Origin of the sequence: Verrucomicrobium sp. BvORR034, assembly GCF_000739635.1 — a bacterium.
Taxonomy (GTDB): Bacteria; Verrucomicrobiota; Verrucomicrobiia; order Verrucomicrobiales; family Verrucomicrobiaceae; genus Verrucomicrobium.
Genome location: NZ_BATQ01000144.1, coordinates 23913 through 50255 on the forward strand (window position 1 = coordinate 23913; position 26343 = coordinate 50255).

Annotated in this window: 30 protein-coding genes; 21 read left to right on the plus strand and 9 right to left on the minus strand. The window is 60.2% G+C overall.

What is annotated here, in order from left to right; genetic code table 11:
- Nucleotides 1-114: 114 nt before the first annotated feature.
- Complete coding sequence (locus BV034_RS25345) at nt 115-1038, minus strand: LysR family transcriptional regulator (protein ID WP_050029753.1); 924 nt, start codon at nt 1036-1038, stop codon at nt 115-117.
- Nucleotides 1039-1110: 72 nt separating this feature from the next.
- Here BV034_RS25345 and BV034_RS25350 point away from each other — a divergent pair, with 72 nt between their 5' ends.
- Complete coding sequence (locus BV034_RS25350; protein ID WP_050029754.1) at nt 1111-1911, plus strand: NmrA family NAD(P)-binding protein; 801 nt, start codon at nt 1111-1113, stop codon at nt 1909-1911.
- Between the two features lie 190 nt (nt 1912-2101).
- On the opposite strand, the gene BV034_RS25355 is transcribed toward BV034_RS25350, so the two are convergent.
- Entirely contained in the window at nt 2102-2551 is a 450-nt protein-coding gene (locus BV034_RS25355; protein WP_050029755.1) for a VOC family protein, read from the minus strand.
- A 208-nt stretch (nt 2552-2759) separates the two neighbouring features.
- Nucleotides 2760-3077, minus strand: a complete 318-nt coding sequence (locus tag BV034_RS25360) for a hypothetical protein (protein WP_265593463.1) — start codon at nt 3075-3077, stop codon at nt 2760-2762.
- A gap of 131 nt (nt 3078-3208) precedes the next feature.
- On the opposite strand from BV034_RS25360, the gene BV034_RS25365 reads away from it, so the two are divergent.
- The 4 genes from BV034_RS25365 (at nt 3209) to BV034_RS35185 (ending at nt 5332) form a co-directional block, all read left to right on the plus strand.
- A complete protein-coding gene (locus BV034_RS25365; protein ID WP_050029757.1) occupies nt 3209-3571 on the plus strand; it encodes a metalloregulator ArsR/SmtB family transcription factor in 363 nt (120 codons plus the stop codon).
- Nucleotides 3552-4043, plus strand: a complete 492-nt coding sequence (locus tag BV034_RS25370; RefSeq protein ID WP_050029758.1) for an SRPBCC domain-containing protein — start codon at nt 3552-3554, stop codon at nt 4041-4043. Before BV034_RS25365 ends, BV034_RS25370 begins: the two co-directional genes overlap by 20 nt.
- Nucleotides 4044-4196: 153 nt before the next feature.
- Nucleotides 4197-5045: a thioredoxin family protein gene (locus BV034_RS25375; RefSeq protein ID WP_050029759.1), complete on the plus strand. Its 849-nt coding sequence runs from the start codon at nt 4197-4199 to the stop codon at nt 5043-5045.
- Nucleotides 5042-5332, plus strand: a complete 291-nt coding sequence (locus tag BV034_RS35185) for a hypothetical protein (protein WP_081888106.1) — start codon at nt 5042-5044, stop codon at nt 5330-5332. Before BV034_RS25375 ends, BV034_RS35185 begins: the two co-directional genes overlap by 4 nt.
- A gap of 197 nt (nt 5333-5529) precedes the next feature.
- On the opposite strand, the gene BV034_RS25380 is transcribed toward BV034_RS35185, so the two are convergent.
- Nucleotides 5530-6045, minus strand: coding sequence for a hypothetical protein (locus tag BV034_RS25380; RefSeq protein ID WP_050029760.1), 516 nt, complete (start codon nt 6043-6045; stop codon nt 5530-5532).
- 448 nt (nt 6046-6493) lie between these two features.
- Entirely contained in the window at nt 6494-6775 is a 282-nt protein-coding gene (locus BV034_RS25385; RefSeq protein WP_063768901.1) for a DUF2164 domain-containing protein, read from the minus strand.
- 523 nt (nt 6776-7298) lie between these two features.
- Here BV034_RS25385 and BV034_RS25390 point away from each other — a divergent pair.
- The 7 genes from BV034_RS25390 (at nt 7299) to ruvC (ending at nt 12016) form a co-directional block, all read left to right on the plus strand.
- Entirely contained in the window at nt 7299-8507 is a 1209-nt protein-coding gene (locus tag BV034_RS25390) for a Gfo/Idh/MocA family oxidoreductase (RefSeq protein WP_050029762.1), read from the plus strand.
- A 42-nt stretch (nt 8508-8549) separates the two neighbouring features.
- Nucleotides 8550-9446 carry a sugar phosphate isomerase/epimerase family protein gene (locus BV034_RS25395; RefSeq protein ID WP_050029763.1) on the plus strand — a complete coding sequence of 299 codons (897 nt, stop codon included), beginning with the start codon at nt 8550-8552 and terminating at the stop codon, nt 9444-9446.
- A 158-nt stretch (nt 9447-9604) separates the two neighbouring features.
- Nucleotides 9605-9805 carry a hypothetical protein gene (locus BV034_RS25400; protein ID WP_156345905.1) on the plus strand — a complete coding sequence of 67 codons (201 nt, stop codon included), beginning with the start codon at nt 9605-9607 and terminating at the stop codon, nt 9803-9805.
- Between the two features lie 24 nt (nt 9806-9829).
- Nucleotides 9830-10051 (plus strand): hypothetical protein, encoded by a 222-nt coding sequence (locus BV034_RS25405; protein WP_009960066.1) that lies wholly within the window; start codon nt 9830-9832, stop codon nt 10049-10051.
- Between the two features lie 99 nt (nt 10052-10150).
- On the plus strand, nt 10151-10819 hold the full coding sequence (locus tag BV034_RS25410) for an SLBB domain-containing protein (protein ID WP_265593464.1): 669 nt from the start codon (nt 10151-10153) through the stop codon (nt 10817-10819).
- 34 nt (nt 10820-10853) lie between these two features.
- A complete protein-coding gene (locus BV034_RS25415) occupies nt 10854-11318 on the plus strand; it encodes a DoxX family protein (protein ID WP_050029765.1) in 465 nt (154 codons plus the stop codon).
- Nucleotides 11319-11491: 173 nt separating this feature from the next.
- Complete coding sequence (ruvC, locus tag BV034_RS25420; RefSeq protein ID WP_050029766.1) at nt 11492-12016, plus strand: crossover junction endodeoxyribonuclease RuvC; 525 nt, start codon at nt 11492-11494, stop codon at nt 12014-12016.
- A 205-nt stretch (nt 12017-12221) separates the two neighbouring features.
- On the opposite strand, the gene eboE is transcribed toward ruvC, so the two are convergent.
- Nucleotides 12222-13388 (minus strand): metabolite traffic protein EboE, encoded by a 1167-nt coding sequence (gene eboE / locus BV034_RS25425; RefSeq protein ID WP_050029767.1) that lies wholly within the window; start codon nt 13386-13388, stop codon nt 12222-12224.
- 114 nt (nt 13389-13502) lie between these two features.
- Here eboE and BV034_RS25430 point away from each other — a divergent pair, with 114 nt between their 5' ends.
- The 4 genes from BV034_RS25430 (at nt 13503) to BV034_RS25445 (ending at nt 18116) form a co-directional block, all read left to right on the plus strand.
- Complete coding sequence (locus tag BV034_RS25430) at nt 13503-14954, plus strand: circularly permuted type 2 ATP-grasp protein (protein WP_050029768.1); 1452 nt, start codon at nt 13503-13505, stop codon at nt 14952-14954.
- 87 nt (nt 14955-15041) lie between these two features.
- Nucleotides 15042-16124: an alpha-E domain-containing protein gene (locus BV034_RS25435; RefSeq protein WP_050029769.1), complete on the plus strand. Its 1083-nt coding sequence runs from the start codon at nt 15042-15044 to the stop codon at nt 16122-16124.
- On the plus strand, nt 16121-17020 hold the full coding sequence (locus BV034_RS25440; protein ID WP_050029770.1) for a transglutaminase family protein: 900 nt from the start codon (nt 16121-16123) through the stop codon (nt 17018-17020). Before BV034_RS25435 ends, BV034_RS25440 begins: the two co-directional genes overlap by 4 nt.
- 94 nt (nt 17021-17114) lie before the next feature.
- The gene (locus BV034_RS25445) at nt 17115-18116 is read left to right on the plus strand and encodes a DUF1080 domain-containing protein (RefSeq protein ID WP_050029771.1); all 1002 of its coding nucleotides are present in this window, start codon (nt 17115-17117) and stop codon (nt 18114-18116) included.
- A 184-nt stretch (nt 18117-18300) separates the two neighbouring features.
- On the opposite strand, the gene BV034_RS25450 is transcribed toward BV034_RS25445, so the two are convergent.
- Nucleotides 18301-19833: a LysM peptidoglycan-binding domain-containing protein gene (locus tag BV034_RS25450; protein ID WP_050029772.1), complete on the minus strand. Its 1533-nt coding sequence runs from the start codon at nt 19831-19833 to the stop codon at nt 18301-18303.
- A 79-nt stretch (nt 19834-19912) separates the two neighbouring features.
- On the opposite strand from BV034_RS25450, the gene BV034_RS25455 reads away from it, so the two are divergent.
- From BV034_RS25455 to BV034_RS25475, 5 genes are all read left to right on the plus strand, one after another.
- Nucleotides 19913-20878 carry an N-acetylmuramoyl-L-alanine amidase gene (locus BV034_RS25455; protein WP_050029773.1) on the plus strand — a complete coding sequence of 322 codons (966 nt, stop codon included), beginning with the start codon at nt 19913-19915 and terminating at the stop codon, nt 20876-20878.
- 49 nt (nt 20879-20927) lie between these two features.
- On the plus strand, nt 20928-21692 hold the full coding sequence (locus tag BV034_RS25460) for an amino acid ABC transporter permease (protein WP_050029774.1): 765 nt from the start codon (nt 20928-20930) through the stop codon (nt 21690-21692).
- A 38-nt stretch (nt 21693-21730) separates the two neighbouring features.
- On the plus strand, nt 21731-22468 hold the full coding sequence (locus tag BV034_RS25465) for an amino acid ABC transporter ATP-binding protein (protein WP_050029775.1): 738 nt from the start codon (nt 21731-21733) through the stop codon (nt 22466-22468).
- Between the two features lie 38 nt (nt 22469-22506).
- Nucleotides 22507-23292: a creatininase family protein gene (locus BV034_RS25470; RefSeq protein ID WP_050029776.1), complete on the plus strand. Its 786-nt coding sequence runs from the start codon at nt 22507-22509 to the stop codon at nt 23290-23292.
- 222 nt (nt 23293-23514) lie between these two features.
- Nucleotides 23515-23895, plus strand: coding sequence for a hypothetical protein (locus BV034_RS25475; protein ID WP_050029777.1), 381 nt, complete (start codon nt 23515-23517; stop codon nt 23893-23895).
- Nucleotides 23896-23950: 55 nt separating this feature from the next.
- Here BV034_RS25475 and BV034_RS25480 read toward each other — a convergent pair whose 3' ends face one another.
- Together BV034_RS25480 and BV034_RS25485 are read right to left on the minus strand one after the other, a co-directional pair.
- The gene (locus BV034_RS25480; RefSeq protein WP_050029778.1) at nt 23951-24748 is read right to left on the minus strand and encodes an SDR family NAD(P)-dependent oxidoreductase; all 798 of its coding nucleotides are present in this window, start codon (nt 24746-24748) and stop codon (nt 23951-23953) included.
- Nucleotides 24749-24897: 149 nt separating this feature from the next.
- Nucleotides 24898-25419 (minus strand): DUF4142 domain-containing protein, encoded by a 522-nt coding sequence (locus BV034_RS25485; RefSeq protein WP_081888107.1) that lies wholly within the window; start codon nt 25417-25419, stop codon nt 24898-24900.
- Nucleotides 25420-26343: the final 924 nt, after the last annotated feature.

Below are 26343 nucleotides of genomic sequence, written 5' to 3' on the forward strand. Positions count from 1 at the left end.
TCGCCCCCAACACCTTCAGCGGGACTTGTTCCACCAACGTCCCCCCACCCCTTCCACGTTCTCACGAACGCAGCTACTTTCCTGACATCGGTCCAAATTACCTCCTAGAACCCGTCACCCAATGACTCCAACGCCTCCACTGGAAAAATACTTGACCGCAAAATCAATAAATGCGCTCACCCGAACCGGCAGCAACCGATGCCCGGCGTAAATCACATGCACAGGGAGGTCTTCGGGTTTCCAGTCAGGGAGCACTTGCACGAGACTGCCCTCCCGCAGGTCCCCCTCGATCATCCATCGTGGCAGCACCGTCACTCCCACTCCAGCAAGCGCAGCCTCCCGACAGCTTGTCACCCCCTCTGAGGTGAAAACCGGGGAGAGGCGCAAGGTGTGCTCCTTGCCTGATCGGCCCAGCAACGCCAGCTCCCGTGCGTTCCAGAACTGAGCCCCCGCCAGCGCGATCCAGGGCCAGGGCATCAGATCCTCCGGCTTCTTTGCCGGCGGCAGACGTTTTACGAGGGCAGGAGAGGCGGCCAAAATCAGCGAGAAAGCCCCGACCCGACGGGCAATCACGCTTTCATCCGTGACCTTGCCAGGAAGCACGCCCACATCCGCCCCCTCCTGGATCATGTGCAGGGGCCGATTCGTCAGCGCCAGGGAGGCACTCACCTTGGGATGAGCCAGGAGAAACTGACTGATCATCCGGGTCGCTCCGAACTGGCCGAAGTCGATCGTCGCAAAGAGCCTCAAGTGCCCAGACAGCGTGGTGTGACTTTCCCGCAATCGCTTGTCGGCCGCCTCCACCTGCGTCAGCAAAGCATGGGCATCTGCGAGCACCCGATGTCCCGCCTCAGTCAAACTCATCTGGTGCGTATCACGACGCAGCAGGGCCATGCCACAACGCTCCTCCAACGTCTTGAGGTGCCGGCTCAGGGAAGGTTGGGTGATGCGCAACCGCCGCGCCCCTGCAGAGATGCTGCCGCATTCTACGATGCTGATGAAAGCACGCAGCAGGGAGAGGTCTTCAAAGGCGGTCATACAGAATCTGTATAGCTGATAGAGACACGCTGTGGCTACCGATTTCCAAGCCTCATGGCATGCTGGTGCCATATGAAAAACCAAACATCCAGCAGCAACTCCACCACCAACGGCAAACTCAAGATCGTCGTCATCGGCGGCACCGGGTTGATCGGCACCAAGGTGGTGAACCTCCTCCGCCTTCAGGGTCACGAAGTCACTCCCGCCTCGCCCTCCCTCGGCATCAACGCCGTGACGGGCGAAGGCCTCCAGGAAGCTCTCACCGGCGCCAACGTCGTGGTGGACGTGTCCAACTCCCCTTCCTTTGAAGACAAGGCCGTGATGGAGTTCTTTGAAAACTCCAATCGCAATCTCGTCGCCGCCGAGGTCGCCGCAGGCGTGCAGCATCACGTCGCTCTCTCTGTGGTGGGCACAGAACGTCTCCTCGCCAGCGGGTACTTCCGCGCCAAGATGGTGCAGGAGAATTTTATCAAGACCTCCCCCATCCCCTACACCATCGTCCGCGCCACCCAGTTTTTTGAGTTCGTCGGCAGCATCGCCCAGTCGGCCACCAGCGGCGACACCGTGCGTCTCTCCCCGGCTCTCATGCAGCCCATCTTCTCCGGCGATGTGGCAGAAGCAGTGGCCGAGGCGGCCCTCGCCCAGCCCCTGAACGGCACCGTGGAAGTCGCCGGCCCGGAGGCAAAACCCATCCATGAGATCGTTCAGATCTTCCTCACTGCCCATCAGGATCCTCGCAAGGTCGTGGCCGACGAAGCCGCGGGCTACTTCGGCACGCCCGTGAATGACCAGAGCCTCACCCCTGGAGAAAACCCGCATCTCGGCGTCACCTCCTTTGCCGACTGGCTGAGCCGCACGGCGCCTGCCCGTTAATGAGGCCTGCCCACAACAACTCGGCAGATGCCAGAGATGCCGAAGTCATCACAGAGGGTAGCCGGGGGTCGAGGAAACATAGCGACTGACACCCCCGGTTGGCGGTAGGGAATCGCATCCTGAAGGGATGCCAGAGACGTCCGCTTCGGAAAATCCATTGTAGGTCCTCGCGCAGCTGCCGAACCGGTTTTCACTTCGGCACCGCCTCTACGCTCTGGTTCGAGGACAAAACCTGCTTTTTCGGCTCCAGCAAATCCCACAGATTGCCATACAGATCCTTGAATACCGCCACGGTGCCATACACCTCTTCTTTCGGCGGCCTCACAAACTCGATGCCCTGCGCGCGGAACCGCTCGTAGTCCCGCCAGAAGTCATCCGTGTAGAGGAACAGAAACACCCGCCCTCCCGTTTGATTGCCGATGTGCAACTCCTGCTCCGGGGCTGAAGCGCGGGCCAGCAGCAAGCCGCATCCTTTGGACCCGGGAGGCGAGATCACCACCCAGCGCTTGTTCTGCTCCGGCACCGGCTTGTCTTCGATGAGCTCGAAGCCAAGCTTACCAACGAAAAAGGCCAACGCCTCATCGTAGTCGCGCACGACCAGCGAGACGAGCCCAAGAGATTGTCGAACGGTTGAAGTCATGGCCGTGAAAAAGGAGCGCGCACCACTTTCACGCCGTCGCGACCTCCGTCAAGATTCCAGGTCAGATTGCAGAGACGCCTTCGACACCAGAATTGAAATGTAAAACAGACCACTGGATACTGAGGGCCAAAGGCCCGGCTTCATACCAGCCTGGGCAACGCCTCAGGTTTAAAGAAACAACAACCTGCTCAGGGCTGAAAGCCCGGCCTCATTCAGGAGGCACCATCGCTGCACTGACTTGATAAGGCTCACCGCGGCCCACCGGGAAAATGGATGGCAAGTTTACCCTCGCGGTGGGCGCCTTGTAGCAGGAGACGAACAGATCCCCCACCCGGAAGTAAGACTGGTCTCCGATGCTCCCCACGTAGCTAGGTGTTCCGCTGAACCCTTTCAAGGCTGCCATCCAGAGTTGATACCGGTCATCCGACGCAGTGAGCAGAAAGGCGCGGGAGTGCCTATAGGCAGAGACGCCCAGCCCCGCTCCCACCACCACAATCAATGCGAGCGTCCAAAGCATCCTGCGCATGGGAAAAGCTCCCCCAAGCCGCCGAAAACGTCAATGCTCGACTACCCCAAAATCTCCCGCACCCATATCCTCAACCAAATAGTTGAATATTACTCTTGCGCTTTCGACAGCTTCCAGCAATATATAACCATATGGTTGAATATAGCTCAGAACTGCTCGACCGGACCTTCGGCGCCTTGGCCGACCCAACCCGACGGCAGATGTTGGCCCAACTCTCGGCCGGAGAGACTTGTGTCACCGATCTGGCGCGTCCCCACGCCATGTCGCTGGCGGCAGTATCGAAGCACTTGGGCGTTCTGGAAAAGGCCGGACTCGTGAAGCGTCAGCGCAACGGGCGGGTCCATTCCATGACGCTGGATCCCAAGCCCATGCAGGAAGCGCAGGCCTGGCTCGACCAGTACCGGAAGTTCTGGGATGCCAACCTGGACAGCTTTGCCACTTACCTGGAAAAACTACACAAACAGGAGCCCAAACATGATGACGCAGACCAATGAATTGCAGAAGCCTGATGACGCCACCCTCATCCTCCGCCGGGTGCTGAACGCGCCACAGGAGCTGGCCTTCAAAGTGTGGACCTCCCCGGAGCACATCCAGCACTGGATGCAGCCCGAACCCGGCATGACCATCCCCTCCGCAAAGATGGATGTGCGTGTAGGTGGTAAATTCCGCATTCAAATGCTGAACCCAGATGGCGAATACTTCACGGCCGCAGGTGTCTTTCAGGAGGTACAACCACCGGAAAAGCTCGTTTACAGCTGGGACTGGGAGAAAGATGGCAGCGGCGAAGAATTTGGTGAACTGGAAGGCAAGACCACCCAGGTCACGGTGGAGTTCATCAAGCGGGGCGAACGCACCGAGATGATCTTCATGCACACCCTGTTCGCCAGTGTGGAAAGCCGGGACAGCCATTCGCGTGGCTGGGGCAGGATCATCGACTGCCTGGCAGACTTCCTCGAGAAGGCCTAATCCAGACCGCAGCCCCACTTATACCCGAAATATTTCAGGTGCGCTTGTCCGGGCGCTGACTGCCCGTTCGTCGTGCCTGTGAACCAAGCAAGATAACCAGAAAAGGGCAGGCCCTCTGGAAAGGGACCACCATGCCCACAACCCAAGGAAACCATGAGCACCATTGCCACAGCATCCAGACCGCAGAATCTGAAGGACAAACATCGCATCGTCTCCCAGGGCGAATGGGTCACCGCCCGTAAGGAACTGCTGAAGAAAGAAAAGGAGTCCACCCGCCTCCTCGATCAACTCAGCGAGCAGCGCCGCAACCTGCCCTGGGTGAAGATCACGAAGAACTACGTGTTTGACGGCCCCACCGGCAAGGTCACCCTGGCAGACCTCTTCGTCGGCCGCAACCAGCTCGCCGTCTATCACTTCATGTTTGGCACCGACTGGCAGGAAGGCTGCCCGAGCTGCTCCTACGTGTCAGACCACAATGATGCCGCACTGCCCCATCTCGCCGCGAGGGATGCCACCCTGGTGGCCATTTCGCACGCGCCATTCGCCAAGCTCGAAGCCTTCAAAAAACGCATGGGCTGGCATTTCAACTGGGTGTCGGCTTATGAGAGCGACTTCAACACCGACTTCCATGTCTCCTTCACACCGGAGGAACAGGCCAAAGGCAAGGTGTACTACAACTACACCGAGCAGGAGTTCCCCAGCGCAGAAGGCCCCGGCCTCAGCGTCTTCTACAAGGATGACGCCGGCGACATCTACCACACCTACTCCACCTACGGTCGCGGGCTGGACCAGCTTCTCGGCACCTACCGCATCCTCGATATGATGCCAAAAGGTCGCGATGAAGACGACCTTCCCTTTGCGATGGACTGGGTTCGATACCATGACCGCTATGAGGCAAGCCAGCAAGAGTTCGCCGACTCCGACAAGCCCTACTGGCCAGAGGTCGCCACCGGATCCACCCGCGCCACTGGCTGTGGTTGCGCAACCCCATCCCAGGCGTGAAAGCCTCCTCTTGTTGCAGCCGGGATAAAGCCCCGGCCTCCAAGTGGAGACGCGGACGCGAGATCGCCAGTTGGCTGTTGCCGACGGCCACCCTGGCCCTCATTCCCAAGTGCCCCGCCTGTGTGGCGGGGTACGTGGCCCTCGCCACCGGCATTGGCATCTCTCTGCCCACTGCCAGCTTCGTTCGAGGCAGCCTGATCGCCCTTTGCCTGGTTTCTCTGGCGTTCCTGGCGGTCAGGAGAGTTCGGCGGTTGAATGCGGCAAGAGCGGCAGTGATCCGTCGGTGAAAGCCGCGCCCTGACTATTTAACATTGGTCTGACAAACTGCACGGCGAGCCTGCATAGCCTATTGAGGCTGAGAACTGCGAAGCTCTTCCTCGAAGAGGATAGGGCTACAAGCCCGACGTTGGCGAGCCTTGAGCGAGTCTACGTCGGGTTGATGCATGACGAACTCTACTCCGAAGGAGTTACGGCGGTCTGCGCTCTAATCGTCCCTTTGCCCCTCAAGCGCGGGATCGATTCGCTTCAGCAAACTCAAACAATAGAACAACGGCACCGCACCGAATACCCCGAACGAGCAATCAATCAGCCGCCAATAGAATGGAATACCCCGCACCGGGCCGCAGATCAGCGCCAGCGGGATCACCAGAAAACACGCCGCGATGCCCGTCCAGATTGCGGACCGAGCCTCCTCCGGCTTGATCATGGGGCCGATGAAGAACATGGCGATCACGATGTGCCCAAACGCCAGCCAGTCCGTGCCATAGGCGATCCAGGGATACTGGCCATACATGTCTTCAAGTCCGCACTTCACCGTGAGGATCCAAAACGTGAGGCCGTCGTGCCCCGCCGGGGAAACGGCATCCCCCACCCCCAGCCAGTTGACGAGCAACTTCATTTCCGTGAGCAGCGGAAAAGCAGTGACGCCGCTCACGATCAACCCCACGATGAAAAGGCCAAGAACGATGCGAAAACGGCGGATGGCAGTGGCTGGAGTCATAGGCAGGTCCGTTGGTTTGCTTCGAAAGGAACATGCGTCGACAGTGTTTTGCCAGCAATGCACAAAGTATGAATTGCACGTGAAGGTTTGATGAAGGCTGGGGGAAGCGCGAGCGGTTGAAGTGGGCTTCGCTCATACGTCCAGCTTGGAGATGCACGATGACGGTGAGAAAGCGGTGTCGAGCCACCAGCACTCCAAGACACTGTCGTGAAGCAAGGGCGTGCCATTCAGCAATGTCACTCAATGACAATCGTCAACCAACCTTCCCATCTACCAGCACCTTGCCCCCAAGGTTCTAGGCACTACCATTCCCCAATCGCATCCACAAATTCGCGCCAGCGTCTTGGAGTGCCGGTGGCTCGACACCGCTTTGTAGCCGGGTACGACGCCCCCTCACAATACGGTTGAGCGAAGGAATCGCATCGCCCGCCCTATCTTCTCTCACCCCTCACGGCTTGCGCCTCACCACCCGCGTCGCGCCCCGCTCATCCCAATAGGTCATAGGCTCCTCAAAGCAGGAACCCGAGAGATCTTCGGAGAACCGGAGCAAGCTCTTCTGCGCATCCTCCACCCCTTGATTGTAGGCAAAGGGAGCGATCTCCTTGAGAATGTAGTCAAGAAAAGCTCCCGCCTGCAGATCACTCATATCCTGGTCCAGGTGATCACCAGCAAATCGCTGGAGGGAATCGACGACTTTTGCCCGTTGTTCTTTGGTCAGTGAGAGAGCCATGGGTGGGGATATTTTTCCAATCATGCTCATTCAGCGTGTGACGCGATGCAATAAAATCCAGCAAGCATCCCTCACCCTCCTACGACCGAGGCAACCGCCATGCCTGATGCGTGTAGAATTCCGTGAACCCACAGTCAGCACAAATCCATGCGGACACCGTTGTTTCTACATCCTCTTTGAAAATCAGCGCGTCTGGATTCCCCATGGTTTCGACTTTTAGAGGCTGTCTCCAGCTTCCAGACCCACGAGCATGGACCTGAGCATCTTTGACGATCGACTCACTGGCGCATTTCGGACATTTCCCTGTCGCTTTCATGATGTGGATAGGCTCATAAACTATGCCCTGTGGCAACGCCCCGTCCAGCGACCAATTGCCTCTCATGGAAAAACTGAATCGCCCATGAGCATGCACTATATGCTCAGCCGATCCCGCATGAGGTTGCCCTACCGTGCCCCATGACAAGAACCGCTCCCGCACGTTCGTAGTCATCCGACATCAATCGCCAACGTTTCCCCTTCCCCCATGAATTCGCCCACCCGCCGCGCTTTCCTCAAAACCTCCACCACCGCTCTGGCGGCCACTATCAGCGCACGCACCGCCTTTGGCTCGCAGGCGAACAGCCGCATCAAGGTCGGCATGGTGGGCTGTGGCGGACGCGGCGGACTGATCGCCAAGATGTTTGTCGAGAACGGCTACTTTGAGATCGGCGGTACCGCAGACTACTTCGCGGACAAGGCTCAGAAGCTGGGCAGCGCTTATCAACTCGGTGCCGACCGCGCCTTCTCCGGCCTCGAGTGCGCAGAGAAAATGGTCGCCAAGGGCGGGCTGGATGCCATCGCCATCATCAGCCCGCCCTATTTCCACCCTGCCCAGGCCAAGGCCGCCGTTGATGCCGGGCTCCATGTGTATCTTGCCAAACCCGTCGCCGTAGATGTGCCCGGCATCCAGAGCGTGCGCACCAGCGGTGAGCAGGCCCGCGCCAAGAAGCGCGTCTTCCTGATCGACTTCCAGACCCGCACCGACTCCTTCTTCATGGAGGCCATGAAGCGCGTGCAAGCCGGAGCGCTCGGCGACCTTGCCTTCGGCGAGGCCCGCTACCATGCTGGCCGCCTCAAGCCCAAAGGCACCGGGACCACACCGGAAGATCGCCTTAACAACTGGGTCTTCGACAAGGCCCTGAGTGGCGACATCGTGGTGGAGCAGAACATCCACACCCTGGACATGATGTCCTGGGCCTTCGGCAACACCGGTCCGCTCAAGGCCACGGCCACCTGCGCCCGCCGGGTCCGGGTGGATGTGGGCGATGCCAACGACACCTTCAGCGGGCTGCTGGAGTACCCCAATCAGGTCGGCGTCACCTTTAGTTCCCGCCAGTTCGATGCCCAGGGTGCCCCAGAGGGGATCAAGTTCGACCTCTACGGCAGCAAGGGAGCCCTCCTCAGCGAGTACGGCGGCAACGTCATCATCCGCGGCGGGGCGGATACCTTCTACCGGGGTGGCGAGAACCGGGAACTCTACCGCACCGGCATCAGCGAGAACATGACCACCTTCCACAAGGCCATCACGGAGGGCGACTTCACCAACTCCACGCTGGAACCCAGCCTCACCAGCAACCTCACCTCCCTCCTGGTGCGCAGCGCCGCGTACAAGGGCCACGCGGTCACTTGGCAGGAACTCCTGGCGGACAAGGAGGTCCTCACCCCAGATCTTAAAGGTTTGTTAAAGGATTGACGACCGCGCCCCGTTGTGGTGTAACTAGAGACCATCTCAAGGATGAGACGCCGTCACTTTGTCCAGAGCCTTGCCACGCTGCCCGTCTTGGGCGCTTGGAATGCCCACGGTGTCGCCGCTCCAGGCGGCAAATGCCAGCTCACCGGCATTGGTGCGTGCGACTGGACCCTGCGCCAAACGGCCAATCCCGCCTCACTCGACGTCGCCAAGGAGATCGGTCTCGATGGCGTGCAGGTGGATTTCGGCCACACGCCTGCGGCAGATGGCTCTCTCCCGCTGCACGATCCCAAGCTCCAGGAGGAATTTCTCGCCAAATCGCAAGCCACGGGGATTGCCATCCCCTCCCTCGCCCTCGGCGTGCTCAATTCCATCGCCTACAAGAGCGAGGCCAGCGCCGAGAAGTGGGTGCTGGACAGCGTGCCCGTGGCCGTGAAGCTCAAGACCCCGGTGGTTCTGCTCGCCTTTTTCGGAAAAGGGGACCTCCGCCAGGATGAGGCCGGCATTGCCGCCACCATCGCACGGCTCAAGACCCTGGCCCCCAAGGCCGAAGCCGCTGGCATCACCTACGGAATCGAGTCCTGGCTCAAGGTCGCCGATCTGGAACGCATCCTCGACGCCGTGAAATCCCCCACCATCAAGGTCTACTATGATGTGGGGAACATGCAGAAGGAGAGCGAGGACGTCCACGCCGCCATCCTCCGCCTTGGCCGGGAGCGCATCTGCGAGGTCCACGCCAAGGACTACGACGATTTATATGGCAAAGGCAGCATGGATTTCACCCGGGTGAAAGAGGCGCTGGACGGAATTAACTACCGCGGCTGGATTCATATGGAAGGGATTAAAATCCCCCATGGCGTGGTCCAGGACATGCAGTTTGACCTTCGCCATCTGCGATCCATCTTTCAGCCTGAACGACTTTCAAAAACAGCCCCCAGTTAAGAACCCCGTTTAAACCTCCCAAAGGACCGGTATTATCCCCATTTAAACGCCATTAATACTTGCGGAATTCCGCAGGTCTGGTAAAAACACGGTTAATATCCGGTTTTTACCGGCCTTAACTCATGGCGCGGCCCGCAAACACGGTTGAAACGGTAAGCATGACCATCTCGGTCACGCCCCAGCTCAAGCACTACCTCGAAGTGCTTTCCGTGCAGGGTATTTTCGGTGGGGGAAGTCCGCAGGACGTTGCAAAACACCTGCTGAACAACTCCATTCAGGAGCTGGTCCTCAAAGGGCTCCTGAAACCGAAAGAGTGGGTCTCCACGGGTGAAGGCAAGGTGCAGATCGCGAGCGCTTAAATTTCCCCTATCACCACCACACTCATGAACAAGGAACTCTGCTCCCCCTTTCCTCCGGTGCTTCAGTTTACGCCGGAAGTTGAGTCAGGCATGCTGGCTGCTGCCGACCTCACCTTCGAGCCTCGTCTCCAGAGCGAGCCGAGCATGTTCGACCTCGAGATCCTTGCCCACGATATCCTGCGCTACACTCCGGAGCTCGCTGCCCAGTTGATGCAGCTCGGCATGGAAAAGCTCGCCCGCGCCTGATCCCCCATTTGATCCGCCTGTTCTGTGATTCCCCGAGCGGAAACGGGGTGCACAGTTCTGCTTGTCACCTGGGGAAGTCTGTCCATGATGACGGACCGCATGAAGCTTCGCCCCCTCTCTCCGCTCTCGTTGCTCAGCCTGCCGCTGGCACTCGCCCTCTCCGCTTGTGGCACCTTGGAAAAGCTTCCCAAGGTCTCCATGCCCAAGCTGCCCGACATGAAGGTCAAAGTACCCTTCGTCGGCGATGACAGCACCGCCCCCTCGAACGATCCAGATATCGTTCCTTTCCGCCTCAACGAGCCACTCCAGACGGGCCACACCCTGGAGATTGCCGCCTACGCCGGGCAAATCTCACCGAGCAAGATGTTCGCAGGCCGCGTCATGGTGGATGACAAAGGCCAGGCAGACCTTGGCAAGTATGGCATGGTCAAGCTGGGTGGGTTGAAATTGCATGAGGCACTCCTTCCCCTTGAGAGCGCCTTCCGCCGCCATCGCGGTCAATCCTTGATCAACGTGCAGATCATCAGGGTGGAAGGCCTCCCTCTGTTGAGCGTGCGCGGCGCCGTGAAGCAGCCCGGCATCATCCAGTTCGTTGATGGCGCCACCCCTGCCTCAGTGCTCCGCCACGCTGGCGGCCGCACCGGCGATCCCACGGCCACAGCCGTGTATGTCACTCGCAACGGCCAGCGTGCCTTTCACGTGAACTACTTGAACAGTGAGATCCCGCTGGAGCCAGGCGATATTGTGACGTTCTCAGACTCGCTCTGATCCGTATCTCTGCGCAACCTCCACCCCTTTCGGCATGCCCTACGAAACCGCCCCCGGCAGCCCTGAGCAGCCATTGATCGACGTCATCCCTCTGCGCATCGGCGCAGGGCTCACCCTCCTCTATATGCACGCCTGGCAGCACGCCTTCCTGGCGTGGCGCGCCGTCTGGCACCAGGAGCCCTGGGAAGTGATCGGCGTGGTGGAGCAGTCAGGCCTCCCCCTGCCAAAAGTTCTCGCCGCCTTCGCCGCCGGCGTGGCCATCTTTACCGCCGTGTGCTGGATCCTGGGGTTCTTCACCCGGTTCGCCTCCGTCGCCTTCATCCCCGTCACCCTCGGGGCCCTCTGGGTGTGCAATCGCGTGGGGCAGAGCTTCGGTGCCGAGTCCTGCATCCTCTTCCTCCTCATCGCCATCACGCTCATCATCAAGGGACCCGGCTGGCTCTCCGTGGACGCGCTCTTCTCCCGCGGGAAGAAACAGCGCAAGGCGATCTACCTCTGAGTGGCAACGGTCTCTGTCTTTTCCTAGAACTTGCGCATGGGGTGTGGACCTGTCCAACTCCCCGTGCCTTCCTGTTCAAACGAGAGTTGCCTTGGATCAGGTAATTCTGTGAATTCTGTCTAAAAGATCTCCCCAAGCTTCCTGTTTCGCTTGGGATTTCCTCCACTGTCTTCATGTCCACCCCAGCCGTCCCCGTCCGCATTCTCGCGGTCGACCCTGCGCTTCGCAATACCGGCTGGGCTGTGCTCCAGCATGAAGGGCGCACCACCACGGCTTTGGCCTATGGCGTGATCCAGAACCACGCCAAGCTCCTCACTTCCGGCTGCCTTGTCGCGATTCGGGAACAGTTGAGCGAGGTCATCAAGAAGTTTGGCCCCACGTCCTGCGCGATCGAGTCCACCATCTTCGTGCAGAGCTACAAGACCGCCATTACCCTCGGCAGCGTCCGTGGTGCGGTCTTGATCGCTGCCGCCGAACACGGTCTGCCCATCTACGACTACGCTCCTCGCGAAGTGAAACAGGCCGCCGTGGGCAAAGGCGCTGCCGCCAAGGAACAGGTCGCCTTCATGATGCGCTCCATGCTCCGCCTCCGCGAAACACCCCCTTCCGATGCCGCCGATGCCTTGGCCGTGGGCCTGGCGCACATTCAAGCGACGGCGGGGGCCTTGAGCGTGGGACGGGAGAGGGAGCGGGCTTAGCCGGTGCGTCAGTACGTTGGTGCGTCAGTGGTCAAGGTGTTGGTCAGTCCAACAAGATCGTAGGTGGCGTCGGCTTGCCATGTCATCCGGTCCACCCGGCGGGACGCCGGGAGCACGCACCGCATCAGCAAGCGAGTGAAAGGCGCGAGTCACCAAGACTCCCAACACCTTGACCACTGACGAACTGACGCACCGACGCACTGGCTCAAAAGCCTCGCTTCGCGAGCTCACCGAGCGTCCACGCATACTCCGCGCTCAGCTGGTCCACCACATCGCCGGTGCGCAGTTCCTCGGGCAGCACTTCCCAGGTGTAGGTCTCCATTTCCAGATGCTGGCAGGCGGTGGGGTGTTTCGCCAGCCAGTCTAGCGCATCGAGAATGTGGTCCTTGGTATCGGAGAACCCGCCGCTCGGCTCGGCATGGAGCGGCACGTGGAAGTGCACGCGCCATTCATCGCCGATCTCATACGGCATGCTCGCGGCCAGTTCCATGGCATTCGGAATGTCGCGCAGACGGCGCAGGGGCGTGTCGCCCTCGCGGATGATCACCTGGTGGAAATACACCGGCTCATCGTAACTCTTCAGGCGGGCCAGATTCTCCGGCGTGGGCTTGAGTTTGAGCGCTGAGCTCAGATGCAGCTTGCTCAGGCGGATGCCGGAATCGTGGATGCGGCTGAGCGCCTCGTTTGCCTCCTCGAACTCGACCGCGAGGTGGCAGCAGTCATAGTTCACCCCCACGCGTTTCAGGAAAGTACGATCGCCTGGGTACTGGTCCACATACAGGCCAAAGAACTTCAGCAGCTCCCCGCTCGTCTCCACCAGCCCCAGCGGCTCAGGCTCCAGGCCCAGATGCAGATCCTGCCCGGTGCGGTCGCAGATGCTCTGAATGTGCTCACTGCAGGCCTTGAGGTTCGCGAAGATTGCTTCCAATTCATCAATGCCAATGCCAAATTCCTTGTGTGAACCCGGCAGGGTGCTCACACTGCCGCTCATGCCCTTGGGCAGAAGCTGGGAAAGGATGTCAAACAGCCGGTTGGTATACTCCAGCCGATCCTTGGAGGTCCAATCCGGCTTGAAGACCTGCTCCTTCACACGCTCCCCGTGAAAATTGCCGTAGGGGAATCCATTGATCGTAAAGACATAACAATTGTGTTTCTCCAGCCACTCCTGAAACTCCGCCATCTGGCAGGGCTCGGCCAGCTCCCGGGAGGCCTGCTCCCCCAAACGCAACCCAATGCCATAGGGCTTGCCCCCGGCCACGCGATCCCTCACCCTCAGGGTATAGTCCTCCAGGGTGCGCCAGGTCTGCGCCCAAGTTTCGCCGCGGTGAATGTTCGTGCAGTAGCCGAGGTGGATGCCGTGTTGGAGGTGCATCCCCTCACTCTAGCCAGTCAGTCCCGCCGCTCAAGATCTGAACAGACATCCATTTTCGGACTTGGCCCCTTTTTTGCTTTCCGTTAAATACATTTAACCCGCACCCCTCCTCCCATGCCCATGCTGCTGGACAGCTACGATAAGGATAATTTTTTTGACGAAATGTTCGACGAGGAAGCCGCTGTGCGACCTCACTACCGCAAGGTGCTGGATCGCATGCAGCGCCTGGAGCCGGGGGACTATCATCGAAGGCAGACGGCCGTGGACCTCGCCTTCATGCGCGGTGGCGTGACTTTCACGGTGTACAATGACAACCAGGGCACCGAGCGCATTTTCCCCTTCGACCTCATGCCCCGGGTCATTCCCGCCGCTGAGTGGGAGCGCGTGGAGAAGGGCCTCATTCAGCGCATCCAGGCGCTGAACATGTTCCTGCACGACATCTACCACGAGCAGAAGATCCTGCGCGACCGCGTCATCCCGCCCCACTACATCCTAGGGGCCAAGCATTTCCGGCGGGAGTTCATGAACTGCAATGTGGCCAAGGACATCTACGTCCACATCTGCGGCACCGATCTCATCCGCGGTCGCGATGGCGAATATCTCGTGCTGGAGGACAACCTCCGCTGCCCATCCGGTGCCTCCTACATGCTGGAGAACCGCGCCGCGCTGAAGCGCGCTTTCCCGAATCTCTTCCAGTCCGCCGGTGTTCGTGGGGTGGACAACTACGCCGCCGATCTGCGGAAGGTGCTCAACTACGTCACCCCGGACAACATCGGGAGCGACAAGCCCAACGTGGTGCTGCTCACCCCCGGCGTGTACAACAGCGCCTACTTCGAGCACGCCTTCCTGGCCCGCCAAATGGGCATCCCGATCGTGGAAGGTCGCGACCTCCTGGTCCGCGATCTGAAGGTGTACATGCGCACCACCGCCGGCCTCATGCCGGTGGATGTGATCTACCGCCGCATCGATGACGACTTCCTGGATCCCTCGGTCTTCCGTCCGGATTCCCTGCTGGGGGTGCCGGGGCTGGTCAATGCCTACCGCGCTGGCAACGTGAGCCTGGCGAACAGCATCGGCACCGGCATCGCGGATGACAAGGTCATCTACTACTTCGTCCCGCGGATCATCAAGTACTACCTGGGCGAGGACCCCATCCTGCCCAATGTGGAGACCTACCTGGCCAGCGAGCCCCAGGACCGGAAATTCATTCTAGAGAATCTGGAGAAGCTGGTGGTGAAGTCTGCCAACGAAGCGGGCGGCTACGGCATGCTCATGGGCCCCTGGGCCACGCAGGAGGAGATCGAGGAGTTCCGCAAGAACATCATCGCCAATCCCCGCAACTTCATCGGGCAGCCTCCCATCTCCCTGTCCCGCCACCCCACCTGGGTGGGCGATGACTTCGAAGGTCGGCACGTGGACCTGCGCCCCTACATCCTCTTTGGCGAGAAAATCAAGGTGACCCCTGGTGGTCTCACCCGGGTGGCCCTGCGCAAGGGGTCGCTGGTGGTGAACTCCTCCCAAGGGGGCGGCTCCAAGGACACCTGGGTCCTCCACGACAACGAATAAGATTGACCCCGACCTCCATTCCGCTACCAAAGACCTGTCTGCCCAGGTCTTGAATCTCCCGCCTTCCCCAGCGCTTCACCACCTCGCATGTCCCTCCCCCTTTCCCAGCTCCCTGTCACCGCACATCGCGGCAGCGAAATCATGCTGTCGCGGGTGGCCAACTCTCTCTACTGGATGAGCCGCTACATCGAGCGTGCCGAGAATATCTCGCGCCTGCTGGATGTGAATCTCCAGCTCATGTTGGACTTCTCCCATCTGGATGATGAGCAACTCAAGGAGCACTGGCTCCCGATTCTCCGCTCCGCCGGAGATGAAGAGACGTTCTTCAAGCACTACACGGTGGCGAACAGCCGCACCGTCACGGAGTTCATGACCTTCCGGGAGGAGAACCCCAACTCCGTCATCTCGTGCCTCTTTGCCGCCCGCGAGAACGCCCGTCAGATCCGTGATCAGATCTCGCTGGAAATGTTCGAGGCGCTCAACGAGTGCTACCTCTTCCTGAAATCGAAGAATGCCCGTGAGATCTGGGACAGCGGTGCCCACGAGTTCTACGACCAGATCAAGAAGTACTCCCACCTCTTCCAGGGGCTCACGAACTCCACCTTCTCCCGGAATGAAGGCTACGAGTTCATCCAGTTTGGCAAGTTCCTGGAGCGCGCCGACAAGACCACCCGCATCCTGGACATCAAGTACCACATCCTGCTGCCCAGCGTGTCGGATGTCGGTGGTGCCGTGGATGCCGCCCAGTGGCAGGCCGTGTTGCGCTCTGCCAGCGCTTTGGAGGCGTATCGCCGCTTCCACATGTCGGACATCCTGCCCAAGAAGGTGGCGGAATTCCTCATCTTCTCCCCCTCCTTCCCCCGCTCCATCCGCTACAGCCTGGAGCGGCTCTACCAGTACCTCCATCTCCTCACGGAGACGGAGAACGGCGTCTGCAACACCCCTGAAGAGGAGGCCTTTGAAAAACTCATCGGCGACATGCGGACGCTCAGCATCGACGACGTTTTCAATCTCGGATTGCACGAGTTCCTCGGGAACATCCAGCGCACCATCGACCATCTGGATGACTTCATCTATCAGGAGTTCATGTACCATCCCCCCACTGACATGGAGGCGGAGATCCGGCTGCATCAGCAGGAGATGCAGCAGCAGCAACAGCCGGCGGCATGAGTGATCCCGCCGAAGGCAGCACCCAAGACTATGAATGGACGGACCCTCTACTGCTGAGTGTCCGTCATTTGACGCGCTACGACTACCACGATGACGTCTGGGACAGCTTCAATGAAGCTCGCCTCCAGCCGGTCAGCGACACCGCCCAGGAGTGTCAGGATTTCCATCTCCGGGTCGATCCCACGGCCACCAGCCTGCGGGACTACCCTGACTTCTACGGGAACTGTGTGCACTACTTTGACGTGCCGCAGAAACATGCCCGGCTCGAGGTGGAGGCCATCTCCCGTGTCGCCACCCGTGCGGACACCCGCGGCTCCATCCCCGCGGTGAATCCCCCCTCCGCCCTGCAGAACCACTCTGAGGTGGAGGACTACTTCGATTTCCTCAACGACTCCCACTTCGTCTCCCTGGACAAGGAAGTGTGGCGTGAATCCATCGATGCCCTGCCCAATGGCGTGAGCGACCTGTGGCAGGACGCGCTCACCGTCGGACGCCACATCTACAAGACCTTCACGTACACCCCGTTCACCACCACGGTGAACACGCGTCCCGCAGAGGTGGTGCTGAGCCGCCGCGGCGTCTGCCAGGACTTCGCCCACGTCATGCTGGGCATGTGCCGCAGTCACGGCATTCCCGCCCGGTACATCAGCGGTTATTTCTTCAACCCCAATCGGCTGCCCGACGAAATCGAGGCCAGCCACGCCTGGGTGGAAGTCTACCTCCCCGGCTACGGCTGGAAGGGCTTCGACCCCACTCACAACCGCATCCCCGACACCCGCTACGTGAAACTCGCCGTCGGTCGTGACTACGGGGACATCAAGCCCGTGAGCGGCACTTTCCGCGGCAAAGGGACGAGGGAACTCCGTGTAGAGGTACAGATTAGGAGAGAGGGTTAAGGTCCAAGGGATAAGGGATAAGCAGGAAACAACTGCGATTTTCATCCATCCCTTAACCCTTGACCCTTTTCCCTTATCCCTTCATTTTCCTCCCATGCGCCTGACGTTCATCCTATCCCTCCTGGTCGCCCTGCCCCTCCACGCCCAAGCCCCCAAGCAAGACGCTCCCAAGCCGCCGCCGCCCAAGGCCTATGCGGATCCGGACAAAACGGATGAGGACTTCGCCATTCAGGGCGAGTACGCCGGGGAACATGATGGCAAGAAATTCGGAGCCCAGATCATTGCTCTGGGTGATGGCAAATTCGAAGCCGTCGGCTATCCCAGTGGCCTGCCTGGCGACGGCTGGGACGGTGACACCACGAAGGTAAGCCGCACTTCCGGTCAGCGTGAAGCAGGGCAGAACACCGTGACCTTCGAGGCGAAGGACGGCGACGTGCGCGGCACCGTGGATGGCAGTTCCATCACCGTGTATTCCAAGGACGGTGAGAAGGTGTTCGAACTCTCCCGCGTGCAACGCACCTCCCCCACGCTGGAAGCCGCCCCACCCGCCGGTGCCGTAGTGCTCTTCAGCGGCAAGGACAAGAACGATTTCGCAGGCTCCCGTGTCACGGAAGACGGCCTGCTCATGGAAGGCGTGACCAGCACCGAGAAGTTTCAGGACTTCACCCTCCACATTGAGTTCCGCCTGCCCTACACGCCGACTGGTCGCGGCCAAAAGCGTGGCAACAGCGGCCTCTACCTTCAGCATCGCTACGAAGTGCAGATGCTAGACAGCTTCGGTCTGAGCGGTGAAGACAACGAGTGCGGTGGCCTTTACAAGATCGCCAAGCCCAAGGTGAACATGTGCTTCCCTCCGCTGACCTGGCAGACTTACGACATCGACTTCACCGCCGCCAAGTTCGACGCCTCTGGCAACAAGACCGCCAACGCCAAAATGACCGTGAAGCACAACGGCGTGGTCATTCACCAAGACCAGGAGCTTCCCAAAGTCACCGGCGGAGCCAAGCTCCCAGAAGACGCCAATCCCGGCCCCTTCCACCTGCAAAACCACGGCGATCCCGTGCGCTATCGCAACATCTGGGTCGTGAAGAAGTAGGACCCGCTGCGCGGGAGACACAAGACAGGAAGACCCAAGACTCAAGACCTGAGGTCCTGGGTGCTCGGCAACTCCGCCGCCGCACTCAGGGCCTTTTCATTCCAGCCATCTCCTAAATCCCAATCCTGTTAATCCTTCAAAATCCTGTTAATCCTGTCTGGGGAAGCGTCTCCCCACCCCTGACTCACCGGATCTTCGCCACCCGGGGGATCATGATCTCGTCCCCGGCCTTCAGCCGCGCCGTGGCGGGCAGGCGGTTGTATTCATAGAGCTGCTCCTTGGAGATGCCAAAGGCCTCACAGATGGAGCCCTCCGACTCGCCATCGCTCACAATGTAGGAGCGAATCACGCCATCGTTGCCGACCGTGTTGGACTGCGGTTTGCCTGAAGCCAGTTCATGGGGGGCACTGGCGGCAGCGACTGGCTTCACTGGAGCAGGCGGGTTCGATGAAGCCGACGCTTCACTTCCCTTGTTCGCCACTGGGGCATGCTCATCTGAAGTCTTTTCCTCGTGCTTGTCAGCCTTGGCCATCACCGGCGCGGAGGGAGGGGCGTCTGCCGCAGTTGATGCGGGCGGATTCACCGTCACCTTCGGCTTGGTCTCTGGCGGGGGCACGTTCGGAGCGGCAATCACCACGGGCGAGGTGTTCCCATTCGTTCCCTTCTTGTCACTCACCGGGTTGACGATCTGCTTTTTCACCTGCTCAGAGGCCAGGGCAGTCACTTTCGGCTTGGGGATCGGCAATGTGTTCGGCGCTGGAATGGACGGCAGTGGCTTCGTGATCTTGGCCACCGTCGTCGGCGCGGGAGCGGAGGGCTTGGCGGCCGGAACTGAGGCGGGCTCAGTACCAGGCTTGGAGCCCGCGTGCCCCTCCTCTGCTGGCGCAGTCCCTGTGGGAGACTTGACCGGCTTGTCCACCTTGTCAGGGATCACGATCTTGGTGCCATTCTTCATCCGGCGGGGATCCACCTGGGGGTTGGCCGCCAGAATGGCCTCCATGGAGACTCCGAACTTCCGGCCCAAAGCGTAGAAGGTGTCGCCCTCCTCAATGACGTACTCCTTGCCCGATGCCGGAGAAGAGTTCGCCAGCGCCGTGCTGGCAGGCTTGGCCGTCGGTTTGACCTCACCAGGCTTCACGGGTGACTTGTCTGCCGGGCTCTCGCCATCGGGATCTTTGAGGGTCACCGCTGGCTTCAGGGGTGTGCCTGGCTTGGCCGTTTTGCTCCCGTCGGAAGGAGGGATGATGAGCTCCATGTCCGGGTGCAGCCGGTTGGGGTTCACATTCGGATTGGCATTGGCCAGAGCTTCTGGGGTGACGTTGTAGGTCCCCGCGATGCTCCAAAAAGTCTCGTCATCATCCACCACGTGGACCTTGCGCCGCTCTGTGCGAGGATCCACCAGCCCCCCCTTCGGCGGAATCTTGAGCTTCATGCCCTCCCGCACGTACTCCTTGGGCAGCTTGTTGAGCTCCATCACCTCGCCCACGCTGGTGCTGTATTTCTGGGAGATGCTCCAGAGCGTCTCCCCCTTTTTCACGACATGTTCCGTCGCGTCGGAGTCCTTTCCAGACTTCGACTTCGCGGTATCGGCCTTCACCGTACTGCTCTTTGCCGGGGTTTTGGGTTTGGCAGAGGAGCTTTTGCTGGCGGCATGAATCGGGCTGACCATGAACGCCAGAGCCACGATGCCGCAAAGGTGGAGACCAGGCGGACGCATGGGACCATTTTATAAAATTTAATCATCAAATCCACCGGAAATTTTGTAAGCTCCCATCGCGCTTAAGTCTTCCCCCTTCATGTCACCCCGTGGTGTCATCCGCCTGATCCTGTCGTCCAGCGCTCTGCTGGGGGCAATTGCCTGCCTGTGGATGGTGGGACAGAGCTGGGACCGGGACCAGGAACGACTGGTAAAGCAGCTGAGCGAGGCCGCAGCGGCGGATCCTCTGCCCTTTCTGGTCGTGGTGGACGCAGGCCACGGTGGGAATGACGGGGGCACCCAGGGCTTTGGCCAGTTGGAAAAAGAAATCTCCCTGGATCTGGCGCTCCGCCTGGAGAAACTCCTGCAGGAGGCGGGCTGTCGGGTGCTCATGACCCGCAAAGATGACACCTACCTCACCCTGGAGCAGCGTTGCGAGGTGGCCAACCAGGCCAAGGCAACAGTTTTCGTCAGTCTGCATCTCAACGCAGATCCCAAGTCGGACGAGACTCACGGCGTCGAGACCTACTACAGTTCTCGCAAAAAGCTGGGCAGCATGGCCCCTCTCAGAGAGCTTCTGGGCTTGAGGCATGACATCCCGGTGCGAGACGTGCGCAGTGAATGGCTCGCCGGAATGGTTCACAGCCGGGTCTGCCGTACCACCGGGGCGCCGGATCGGAATGTGCGGGACAGCCAGTTCATCGTGGTGATGCAGACGGAATGCCCCGCCATCCTCGTGGAGTGCGGCTACCTCACCAATCAGGCAGAGTCGCTCTGTTTCACGGACAACGGGTACAAAGACGGCGTGATCGGGGCCGTCGCCAGCGGCGTCGTGCAGTACCTGCGCGCCATCCAGATGAATCCCCGTCGGGGACTGCGGTTCGAGCCCCCACCTGTACTGGTGGACGAACGAGACCCCGCCATGGAACCGGAGCCCAAACCTGATCCAGAAAACCCCGCTACGCCGGAACCGCCGGTGTCCCCGCCAGAAGGAACCCCTTCGCCAGGGGCGTTGCCCCCCGTGGCAGCGGGTGCCTCTCCGGTGCCCGAGCCCCCGCCCCCTTGAATCGCTTGACCATCCGCCGGGCCAACTTCACCGTGGCCCGCCTTCCTTCATGAGCCCAGAAACCAAACCTCGAACCCTTCTCGCAGAGGTTTTCTGGAACCTCCTTCTGGGCTTGGGAATGCTCCTCGGAATCTGGTTCGTCTTCCACGCCATCAAGTACAACTGGCACTGGGAATCGCTGTGGAAGTGGCGGTGGCTCATTCTCCGTGGCTGGGGTGCCACCGTCGTGGTCTCCGCACTGGCCCTCATTGTCAGTGTGCCCTTGGGGCTGCTCCTCATGTTTGGGCAGCGTAGCCGGTGGATCCCCGTGCGACTGGCCTGCCGGGGATGTGTGGAGCTGGTGCGTGGCACCCCGCTGCTCGTGCTGCTGCTCATCGGCTATTATGGGGTGGCCAATGCTCTCGGCATCGCCAAGCCCTGGCTGCCCGGGGTCTGCCTCCTAGCACTGTTCCACAGTTCCTACCTCTCCGAGATCTTCCGCGGTGCTTGGGAGTCCATCGGCGCTTCCCAGCTGGAGGCGGCTCGCGCCGTCGGCTTCAATCAGCAGCAGACCTGGCGCTTTGTCATCTTTCCCCAGGCCTTCCGCCGCGCCCTGCCGGGCACCGCCGGCCAGATGGTCTCGCTCATCAAGGACTCCTCCTTGCTCAGCGTGATTGGCGTCGAGGAGCTAACGCAAATGGTGCGTGCCGCCAACGCCCAGGCCTACACGGCGCTGGAGGGGTTCATCCCCCTGGCCGTGCTCTACATCCTGCTCACCATCCCCCTTTCCTGGTGGACCCGTCGGATCGAGGAACGCTACAAGTTTGAAACCTAGGTCCCGCTCGCCGCTCCCGACCCACCACCTTTCGCTGCATGCACATTCAGGTCAGCCAGCTCGTCAAACGCTACGGCAGCCACGTCGCTCTCGACGGGGCCTCTTTTGAGGTGCCCGCTGATGTGGACTGCCTCGTCCTGCTGGGGGCTTCCGGCAGCGGCAAGTCCACCCTGCTTCGAGTGCTCGGCTCGCTGCTCACTCCCGACTCGGGCAGCATCCACATCAACGGAACCGCCCTGGGTTGGACAGACGAGGCCATGCTCAGGCAGCGACGCGGCAATGGGTTCGTCTTCCAGAGTTTCAACCTCTTTCCCCACCTCAGCGCCGAGGAAAATGTCGCCCTGCCGCTGCGGGAGGTTCACGATATCAACGCCCGGGTGGCCCTTCACCAGGCCCATGAGACGCTCGAAAAGTTTGGCCTGGCCGAGCATGTGAAGAAGCGGCCAGCAGAAATGTCCGGCGGCCAGCAGCAGCGCGTCGCCCTGGCCCGTGCCATCGCTCCCAAGCCCGGCCTGCTCCTGCTGGATGAACCGACCTCCGCGCTCGATCCGGTCATGACGCAGGAGGTTCTCGACCTCATCCTCCGCCTGGCGGAAGACGGCCAGCGCACCGTGCTCTCCACGCATGAGATCACCTTTGCCCGCAAGGTTGCAGACTGGGTGGTGTTTCTTGACCACGGTGTTGTCGTCGAGTCGGCACCTGCCAGCCAGTTCTTCGACCAGCCCGGAACCGACCTGGCTCGTCATTTCCTCGAATCCCTGACCCGATACCGGTAGGCACTCACAGCCCTCCGGTCCGCCACGCTCTTCCCGCCATGTCCACCTCATCCTCCGCCCCCCGCCCCTGGATCATCGCCGAGACCAACTGGAAGCAGGTCCAGTCCACCAAGTATGAAGTGGCCGTCCTCCCCATGGGAGCCACTGAGGCCCACAACTGGCACCTTCCCTACGGAACCGACAGCTATCAGAACGTCGCCCTCTGCTCTGAAGCCGGTCGACAGGCCTGGGAACAAGGCGCTCGCGTCGCCATCCTGCCCAACATCCCCTTCGGCGTGCAGACCGGCCAGCTCGACATCCCCTTCTGCATCAACATGAATCCCAGCACCCAGCTGGCCTTGTTGAACGATGTCATCGCCTCGCTGGTCGGCGTAGGCATCCCCAAGCTGGTGGTCTTTAACGGGCACGGTGGAAATGACTTCAAGCAGATGCTTCGTGAACTCCAGGCCAAGTGGCCCCAGATCTTCCTCAGCACCGTCTTCTGGCCCAACATCGACAGCGGCGCCGGCATCTTCGACGTGCTGGGCGACCACGCCGACGAACGCGAGACCAGTCTCATGCTCCACTTTCATCCCGAGCTGGTGCTGCCCAAAGAGACCTGGGGCGACGGCAAGGCCAACGCCTGGAAGCTCCAGGCCATGAAGGAGAAGTGGGCCTGGGCCCAACGCGCCTGGACCCAGGCCACGCACGACACCGGCAGCGGCACTCCTGCGGCATCCACCGCTGGAAAAGGCGCCCAATACGCCGCCCTGCTCTCCAGCCGTCTTGCGAGTTATTTAGTCGAACTCGCCGCGGCGGATGCGGCGGATTTGTATGAGCGGTGAGGCGCCGTTATCCCTGAAAGGGATATTTAACGCAGCCCAGGGTTGGACGAGCCCTAAGCGAGTCTACCCTGGGTACCGCCCACCGCACATCGTCAGGTGTGGAGGCCGACAACATATTCTCCCGATCCTGACAAACTCTGGAACCCATCGCGAGTGCGTCGAGGGTGTCTGAGAAACAACCACCCCCGCATTTCCACTGTTCCAGCCACCCGATCAGGCACAATGGCTATCTTCTATTCCATCGAACCGACCATTCAATGCTCCTACCTCCTTCGATCAGTGGAATTCTACCAATTGCTGTCGTTCAAGCTGGATAGCCCACTTGAGCCGGAGCACCAAGGTGCCTGGATGAGAACAGGCTACATCACGGAAAACCACACCCTCATTCACCACGGAATCACCATCATACTCAAAGAGGTTTACAACAAGATCTCACCTCAAAAGTTTCGGATTCACGTTTCTGACGTGAAAGCATTCCACAACGCCTGCAAACTGTCAGAACATCCCTCCGTGGCGCAGATCACTCATTGGCCACACGGCTACTCATGCTTTGAAGCCACCGACCCTGACGGTCACGAAATCACATTCTACAGCCTTAGCTAGCCCCTCGTTCCTAATTCCTAATTCCTAATTCCTAATTCATCATTCTAATTCCCCCTCACCCCTGCAACAACGACTGCGCCCCATCAATATAGACCTCCGTCCCCGTAATGTGGGAAGACAAATCCGAGGCTAGAAACCACACCAGCTCCGCCACCTGGCCCGCAGAACCCGCCCCCCCTCCTGTCAACGGCACACTCCCCTGCGGAAACTCGACCGGCAGATGGATCCCTTCAAGCTCCCGCTTCTCGGTTGACTCATCGATCCTGCTCTCAATAGCTCCGGGGCAGATCACATTCACCCGGATGCGGTGCCGCGCCAGCTCCAGCGCCAGCATCTTCACCAGCGCCACCTGCCCCGCCTTGGAGCACGCATAGGCCGTGGCTCCGGAGTTGCTGAAAATACGGGTGCCGTTGATCGACGCCGTCACCACCACGGACCCGCCCTCTTGCTTCATGAAGGGCACCGCATGCTTGATCGTCAGGAAGGTCCCCTTGAGATTGATCGCCAGGGTCTCGTCCCATTCCTTTTCCTCAATCAGCTCAATGGGTGCCCAGACGCCATTGATTCCGGCGTTGGCAAACACCGCGTCAATCCGCCCCTCCATCCCTGCCGCTTGAGCCATGGCGGCCTTCACTTCCGCGTCCTTGGCCACGTCCGCCACGATGGGCACCGCCTCGCCGCCATTGTGGAGAATCTCCTCTGCCGTACACTGAATCTCATCTGGGGTGCGTCCCAGCACCATCACTCTGGCCCCGGCATGTGCCAGGATCTTTGCGGCGGCCTTGCCCAGTCCGGAACCGGCCCCCGTCACCACGGCGACTTTTCCCTTCAAGCTGTCTGCTGGAATGACCATAGTCTCAGTGGGTCAAGTTTGCCTTTCGTGAGTACTCTGTCCTCGCTGCAAAAAAAAGCCCCCTCACCAATCACTTATGCAGATCAGCAAGGGGGCCGGGGAATTTTATCTACGGAAGCCTGGCGATATCGCCAGACTCTGAGGAAGCGTTAAAGCTTCGCTTCCAGTGCCTGAGCTTCTTCGAGGTGCGACTTCAACGTCGGGAGGGTTTTGTCCACCCAGGCTTTCAGCTCACCATCCTTGGAGTCTGCGGAGGCATTCTCAAAGTTCTTGATGGATTTTTTGTGGCTCGAGATCAAGCCCTGGAGGAACTCCTTGTCGAAGTTCTTGCCGCTTTGTTTCTCCAAGCCCTGCACCTTGTCTGAGGCATCTGCCGGGGCGGCAGCAGAGAGCTGTACACCCTTTTTCTCGGCGAAAGATGTCAACTCGTTGTTCACGGCGGTGTGATGTTTGATCAGCGTCTCGGCGAAGGCCTTCACATCGGCATGTTCCGCCTTCTTCACGCCCAATTCGGCAACCTTCACTTCGCTCATACCGCTCTGCGCGGCAGTCTTCACGAATTTCTGGTCAGCAGCGTTCAGCGCGCTCTTCTCGTCGGCAGAAGCCGTGGCGAGCATGGCAAAGCCGGCAAGCATAGCTGCGGCGATAGTAGGTAGGGTCAGTGTTTTCATGGGTCAGTCTGTTTTGGTGTTGTTGACGTCATCGACAACACCCGGGGATCGCCCTCTTGCCTCCGCATGGATGGATCTATCCCACATTTTTTTGAGCGAGGCTTATTGGTTGCCAGCCACAATAGATGCCCCCGCGAACGGAGTCTTTGATCAACTTATATTCGTCAATTCCTTTAACCTGATGGCCGGCTCAGGGAAAAGTCCGACGTGTATTCCACCTCCTGCCAGTAGTCTGTCGCTTCCTCAGAATAGCCTGTGCCGGGGAAGTTTGGGGAGCGCATGCAGTGCGCGACATCGCATTCGCCAGACGTGGGTGTTGATCGCGGTGGGGAGAAGGCGAATGCTGTCGGCTTTCCCACCTGACTGTCCTCCGCGGAGGTACCCAGAGTTGACTTGTCTAGGACTCGTCCAACACTGGGCTGTGGTAGATATCCCCTTCAGCGTCGATAACTGATTGAAATCGGAGCAGTGACCTGGGAAGTAGCCTGCTCCAGCGTCCTGCGCGTGGAGGACCAGAGCCTGTCGAAACTTGGTGACATCGGCGAGGAGGCGAAGCTTGCAGACGCTTCAGCTAGTGCCTGCCAAGGAACCTCGGGGGGACTGACGTGGAGGTGTTGATGGCGCTGGGGAGGAAGCGGATGCTGTGGGCTTTCCCCACCCGACCATTCTCTACGCAAGGCACCCAACGTTGACTCGCTTAACCGATTACGATCGGAACAGTGTGACAGGGAAATTGGATGCCGGAGGCATCCCAGCCCTTAGCCGGGGGTTGAGCGTAGCGATACCCCCGGAAAGCAACAACCTCGCGTTCACCCCGGAGGGGTGACAGCCATAGGCGCCTGCAAAGGGACGTCGCTGGCATCCGCTCCGGGATGCAATTCCTATGCTGATCATCCGGAGGTGTCAGTCGCTACGCTCCTTCAA

What these genes read in the sequence shown, in the direction of transcription:
- BV034_RS25345 (WP_050029753.1), bottom strand. Translation starts at nt 1,038, where the DNA reads ATGACCGCCTTTGAAGACCTCTCCCTGCTGCGTGCTTTCATCAGCATC.
- BV034_RS25350 (WP_050029754.1), top strand. Translation starts at nt 1,111, where the DNA reads ATGAAAAACCAAACATCCAGCAGCAACTCCACCACCAACGGCAAACTC.
- BV034_RS25355 (WP_050029755.1), bottom strand. Translation starts at nt 2,551, where the DNA reads ATGACTTCAACCGTTCGACAATCTCTTGGGCTCGTCTCGCTGGTCGTG.
- BV034_RS25360 (WP_265593463.1), bottom strand. Translation starts at nt 3,077, where the DNA reads ATGCGCAGGATGCTTTGGACGCTCGCATTGATTGTGGTGGTGGGAGCG.
- BV034_RS25365 (WP_050029757.1), top strand. Translation starts at nt 3,209, where the DNA reads ATGGTTGAATATAGCTCAGAACTGCTCGACCGGACCTTCGGCGCCTTG.
- BV034_RS25370 (WP_050029758.1), top strand. Translation starts at nt 3,552, where the DNA reads ATGATGACGCAGACCAATGAATTGCAGAAGCCTGATGACGCCACCCTC.
- BV034_RS25375 (WP_050029759.1), top strand. Translation starts at nt 4,197, where the DNA reads ATGAGCACCATTGCCACAGCATCCAGACCGCAGAATCTGAAGGACAAA.
- BV034_RS25380 (WP_050029760.1), bottom strand. Translation starts at nt 6,045, where the DNA reads ATGACTCCAGCCACTGCCATCCGCCGTTTTCGCATCGTTCTTGGCCTT.
- BV034_RS25385 (WP_063768901.1), bottom strand. Translation starts at nt 6,775, where the DNA reads ATGGCTCTCTCACTGACCAAAGAACAACGGGCAAAAGTCGTCGATTCC.
- BV034_RS25390 (WP_050029762.1), top strand. Translation starts at nt 7,299, where the DNA reads ATGAATTCGCCCACCCGCCGCGCTTTCCTCAAAACCTCCACCACCGCT.
- BV034_RS25395 (WP_050029763.1), top strand. Translation starts at nt 8,550, where the DNA reads ATGAGACGCCGTCACTTTGTCCAGAGCCTTGCCACGCTGCCCGTCTTG.
- BV034_RS25400 (WP_156345905.1), top strand. Translation starts at nt 9,605, where the DNA reads ATGACCATCTCGGTCACGCCCCAGCTCAAGCACTACCTCGAAGTGCTT.
- BV034_RS25405 (WP_009960066.1), top strand. Translation starts at nt 9,830, where the DNA reads ATGAACAAGGAACTCTGCTCCCCCTTTCCTCCGGTGCTTCAGTTTACG.
- BV034_RS25410 (WP_265593464.1), top strand. Translation starts at nt 10,151, where the DNA reads ATGAAGCTTCGCCCCCTCTCTCCGCTCTCGTTGCTCAGCCTGCCGCTG.
- BV034_RS25415 (WP_050029765.1), top strand. Translation starts at nt 10,854, where the DNA reads ATGCCCTACGAAACCGCCCCCGGCAGCCCTGAGCAGCCATTGATCGAC.
- ruvC (WP_050029766.1), top strand. Translation starts at nt 11,492, where the DNA reads ATGTCCACCCCAGCCGTCCCCGTCCGCATTCTCGCGGTCGACCCTGCG.
- eboE (WP_050029767.1), bottom strand. Translation starts at nt 13,388, where the DNA reads ATGCACCTCCAACACGGCATCCACCTCGGCTACTGCACGAACATTCAC.
- BV034_RS25430 (WP_050029768.1), top strand. Translation starts at nt 13,503, where the DNA reads ATGCCCATGCTGCTGGACAGCTACGATAAGGATAATTTTTTTGACGAA.
- BV034_RS25435 (WP_050029769.1), top strand. Translation starts at nt 15,042, where the DNA reads ATGTCCCTCCCCCTTTCCCAGCTCCCTGTCACCGCACATCGCGGCAGC.
- BV034_RS25440 (WP_050029770.1), top strand. Translation starts at nt 16,121, where the DNA reads ATGAGTGATCCCGCCGAAGGCAGCACCCAAGACTATGAATGGACGGAC.
- BV034_RS25445 (WP_050029771.1), top strand. Translation starts at nt 17,115, where the DNA reads ATGCGCCTGACGTTCATCCTATCCCTCCTGGTCGCCCTGCCCCTCCAC.
- BV034_RS25450 (WP_050029772.1), bottom strand. Translation starts at nt 19,833, where the DNA reads ATGCGTCCGCCTGGTCTCCACCTTTGCGGCATCGTGGCTCTGGCGTTC.
- BV034_RS25455 (WP_050029773.1), top strand. Translation starts at nt 19,913, where the DNA reads ATGTCACCCCGTGGTGTCATCCGCCTGATCCTGTCGTCCAGCGCTCTG.
- BV034_RS25460 (WP_050029774.1), top strand. Translation starts at nt 20,928, where the DNA reads ATGAGCCCAGAAACCAAACCTCGAACCCTTCTCGCAGAGGTTTTCTGG.
- BV034_RS25465 (WP_050029775.1), top strand. Translation starts at nt 21,731, where the DNA reads ATGCACATTCAGGTCAGCCAGCTCGTCAAACGCTACGGCAGCCACGTC.
- BV034_RS25470 (WP_050029776.1), top strand. Translation starts at nt 22,507, where the DNA reads ATGTCCACCTCATCCTCCGCCCCCCGCCCCTGGATCATCGCCGAGACC.
- BV034_RS25475 (WP_050029777.1), top strand. Translation starts at nt 23,515, where the DNA reads ATGGCTATCTTCTATTCCATCGAACCGACCATTCAATGCTCCTACCTC.
- BV034_RS25480 (WP_050029778.1), bottom strand. Translation starts at nt 24,748, where the DNA reads ATGGTCATTCCAGCAGACAGCTTGAAGGGAAAAGTCGCCGTGGTGACG.
- BV034_RS25485 (WP_081888107.1), bottom strand. Translation starts at nt 25,419, where the DNA reads ATGAAAACACTGACCCTACCTACTATCGCCGCAGCTATGCTTGCCGGC.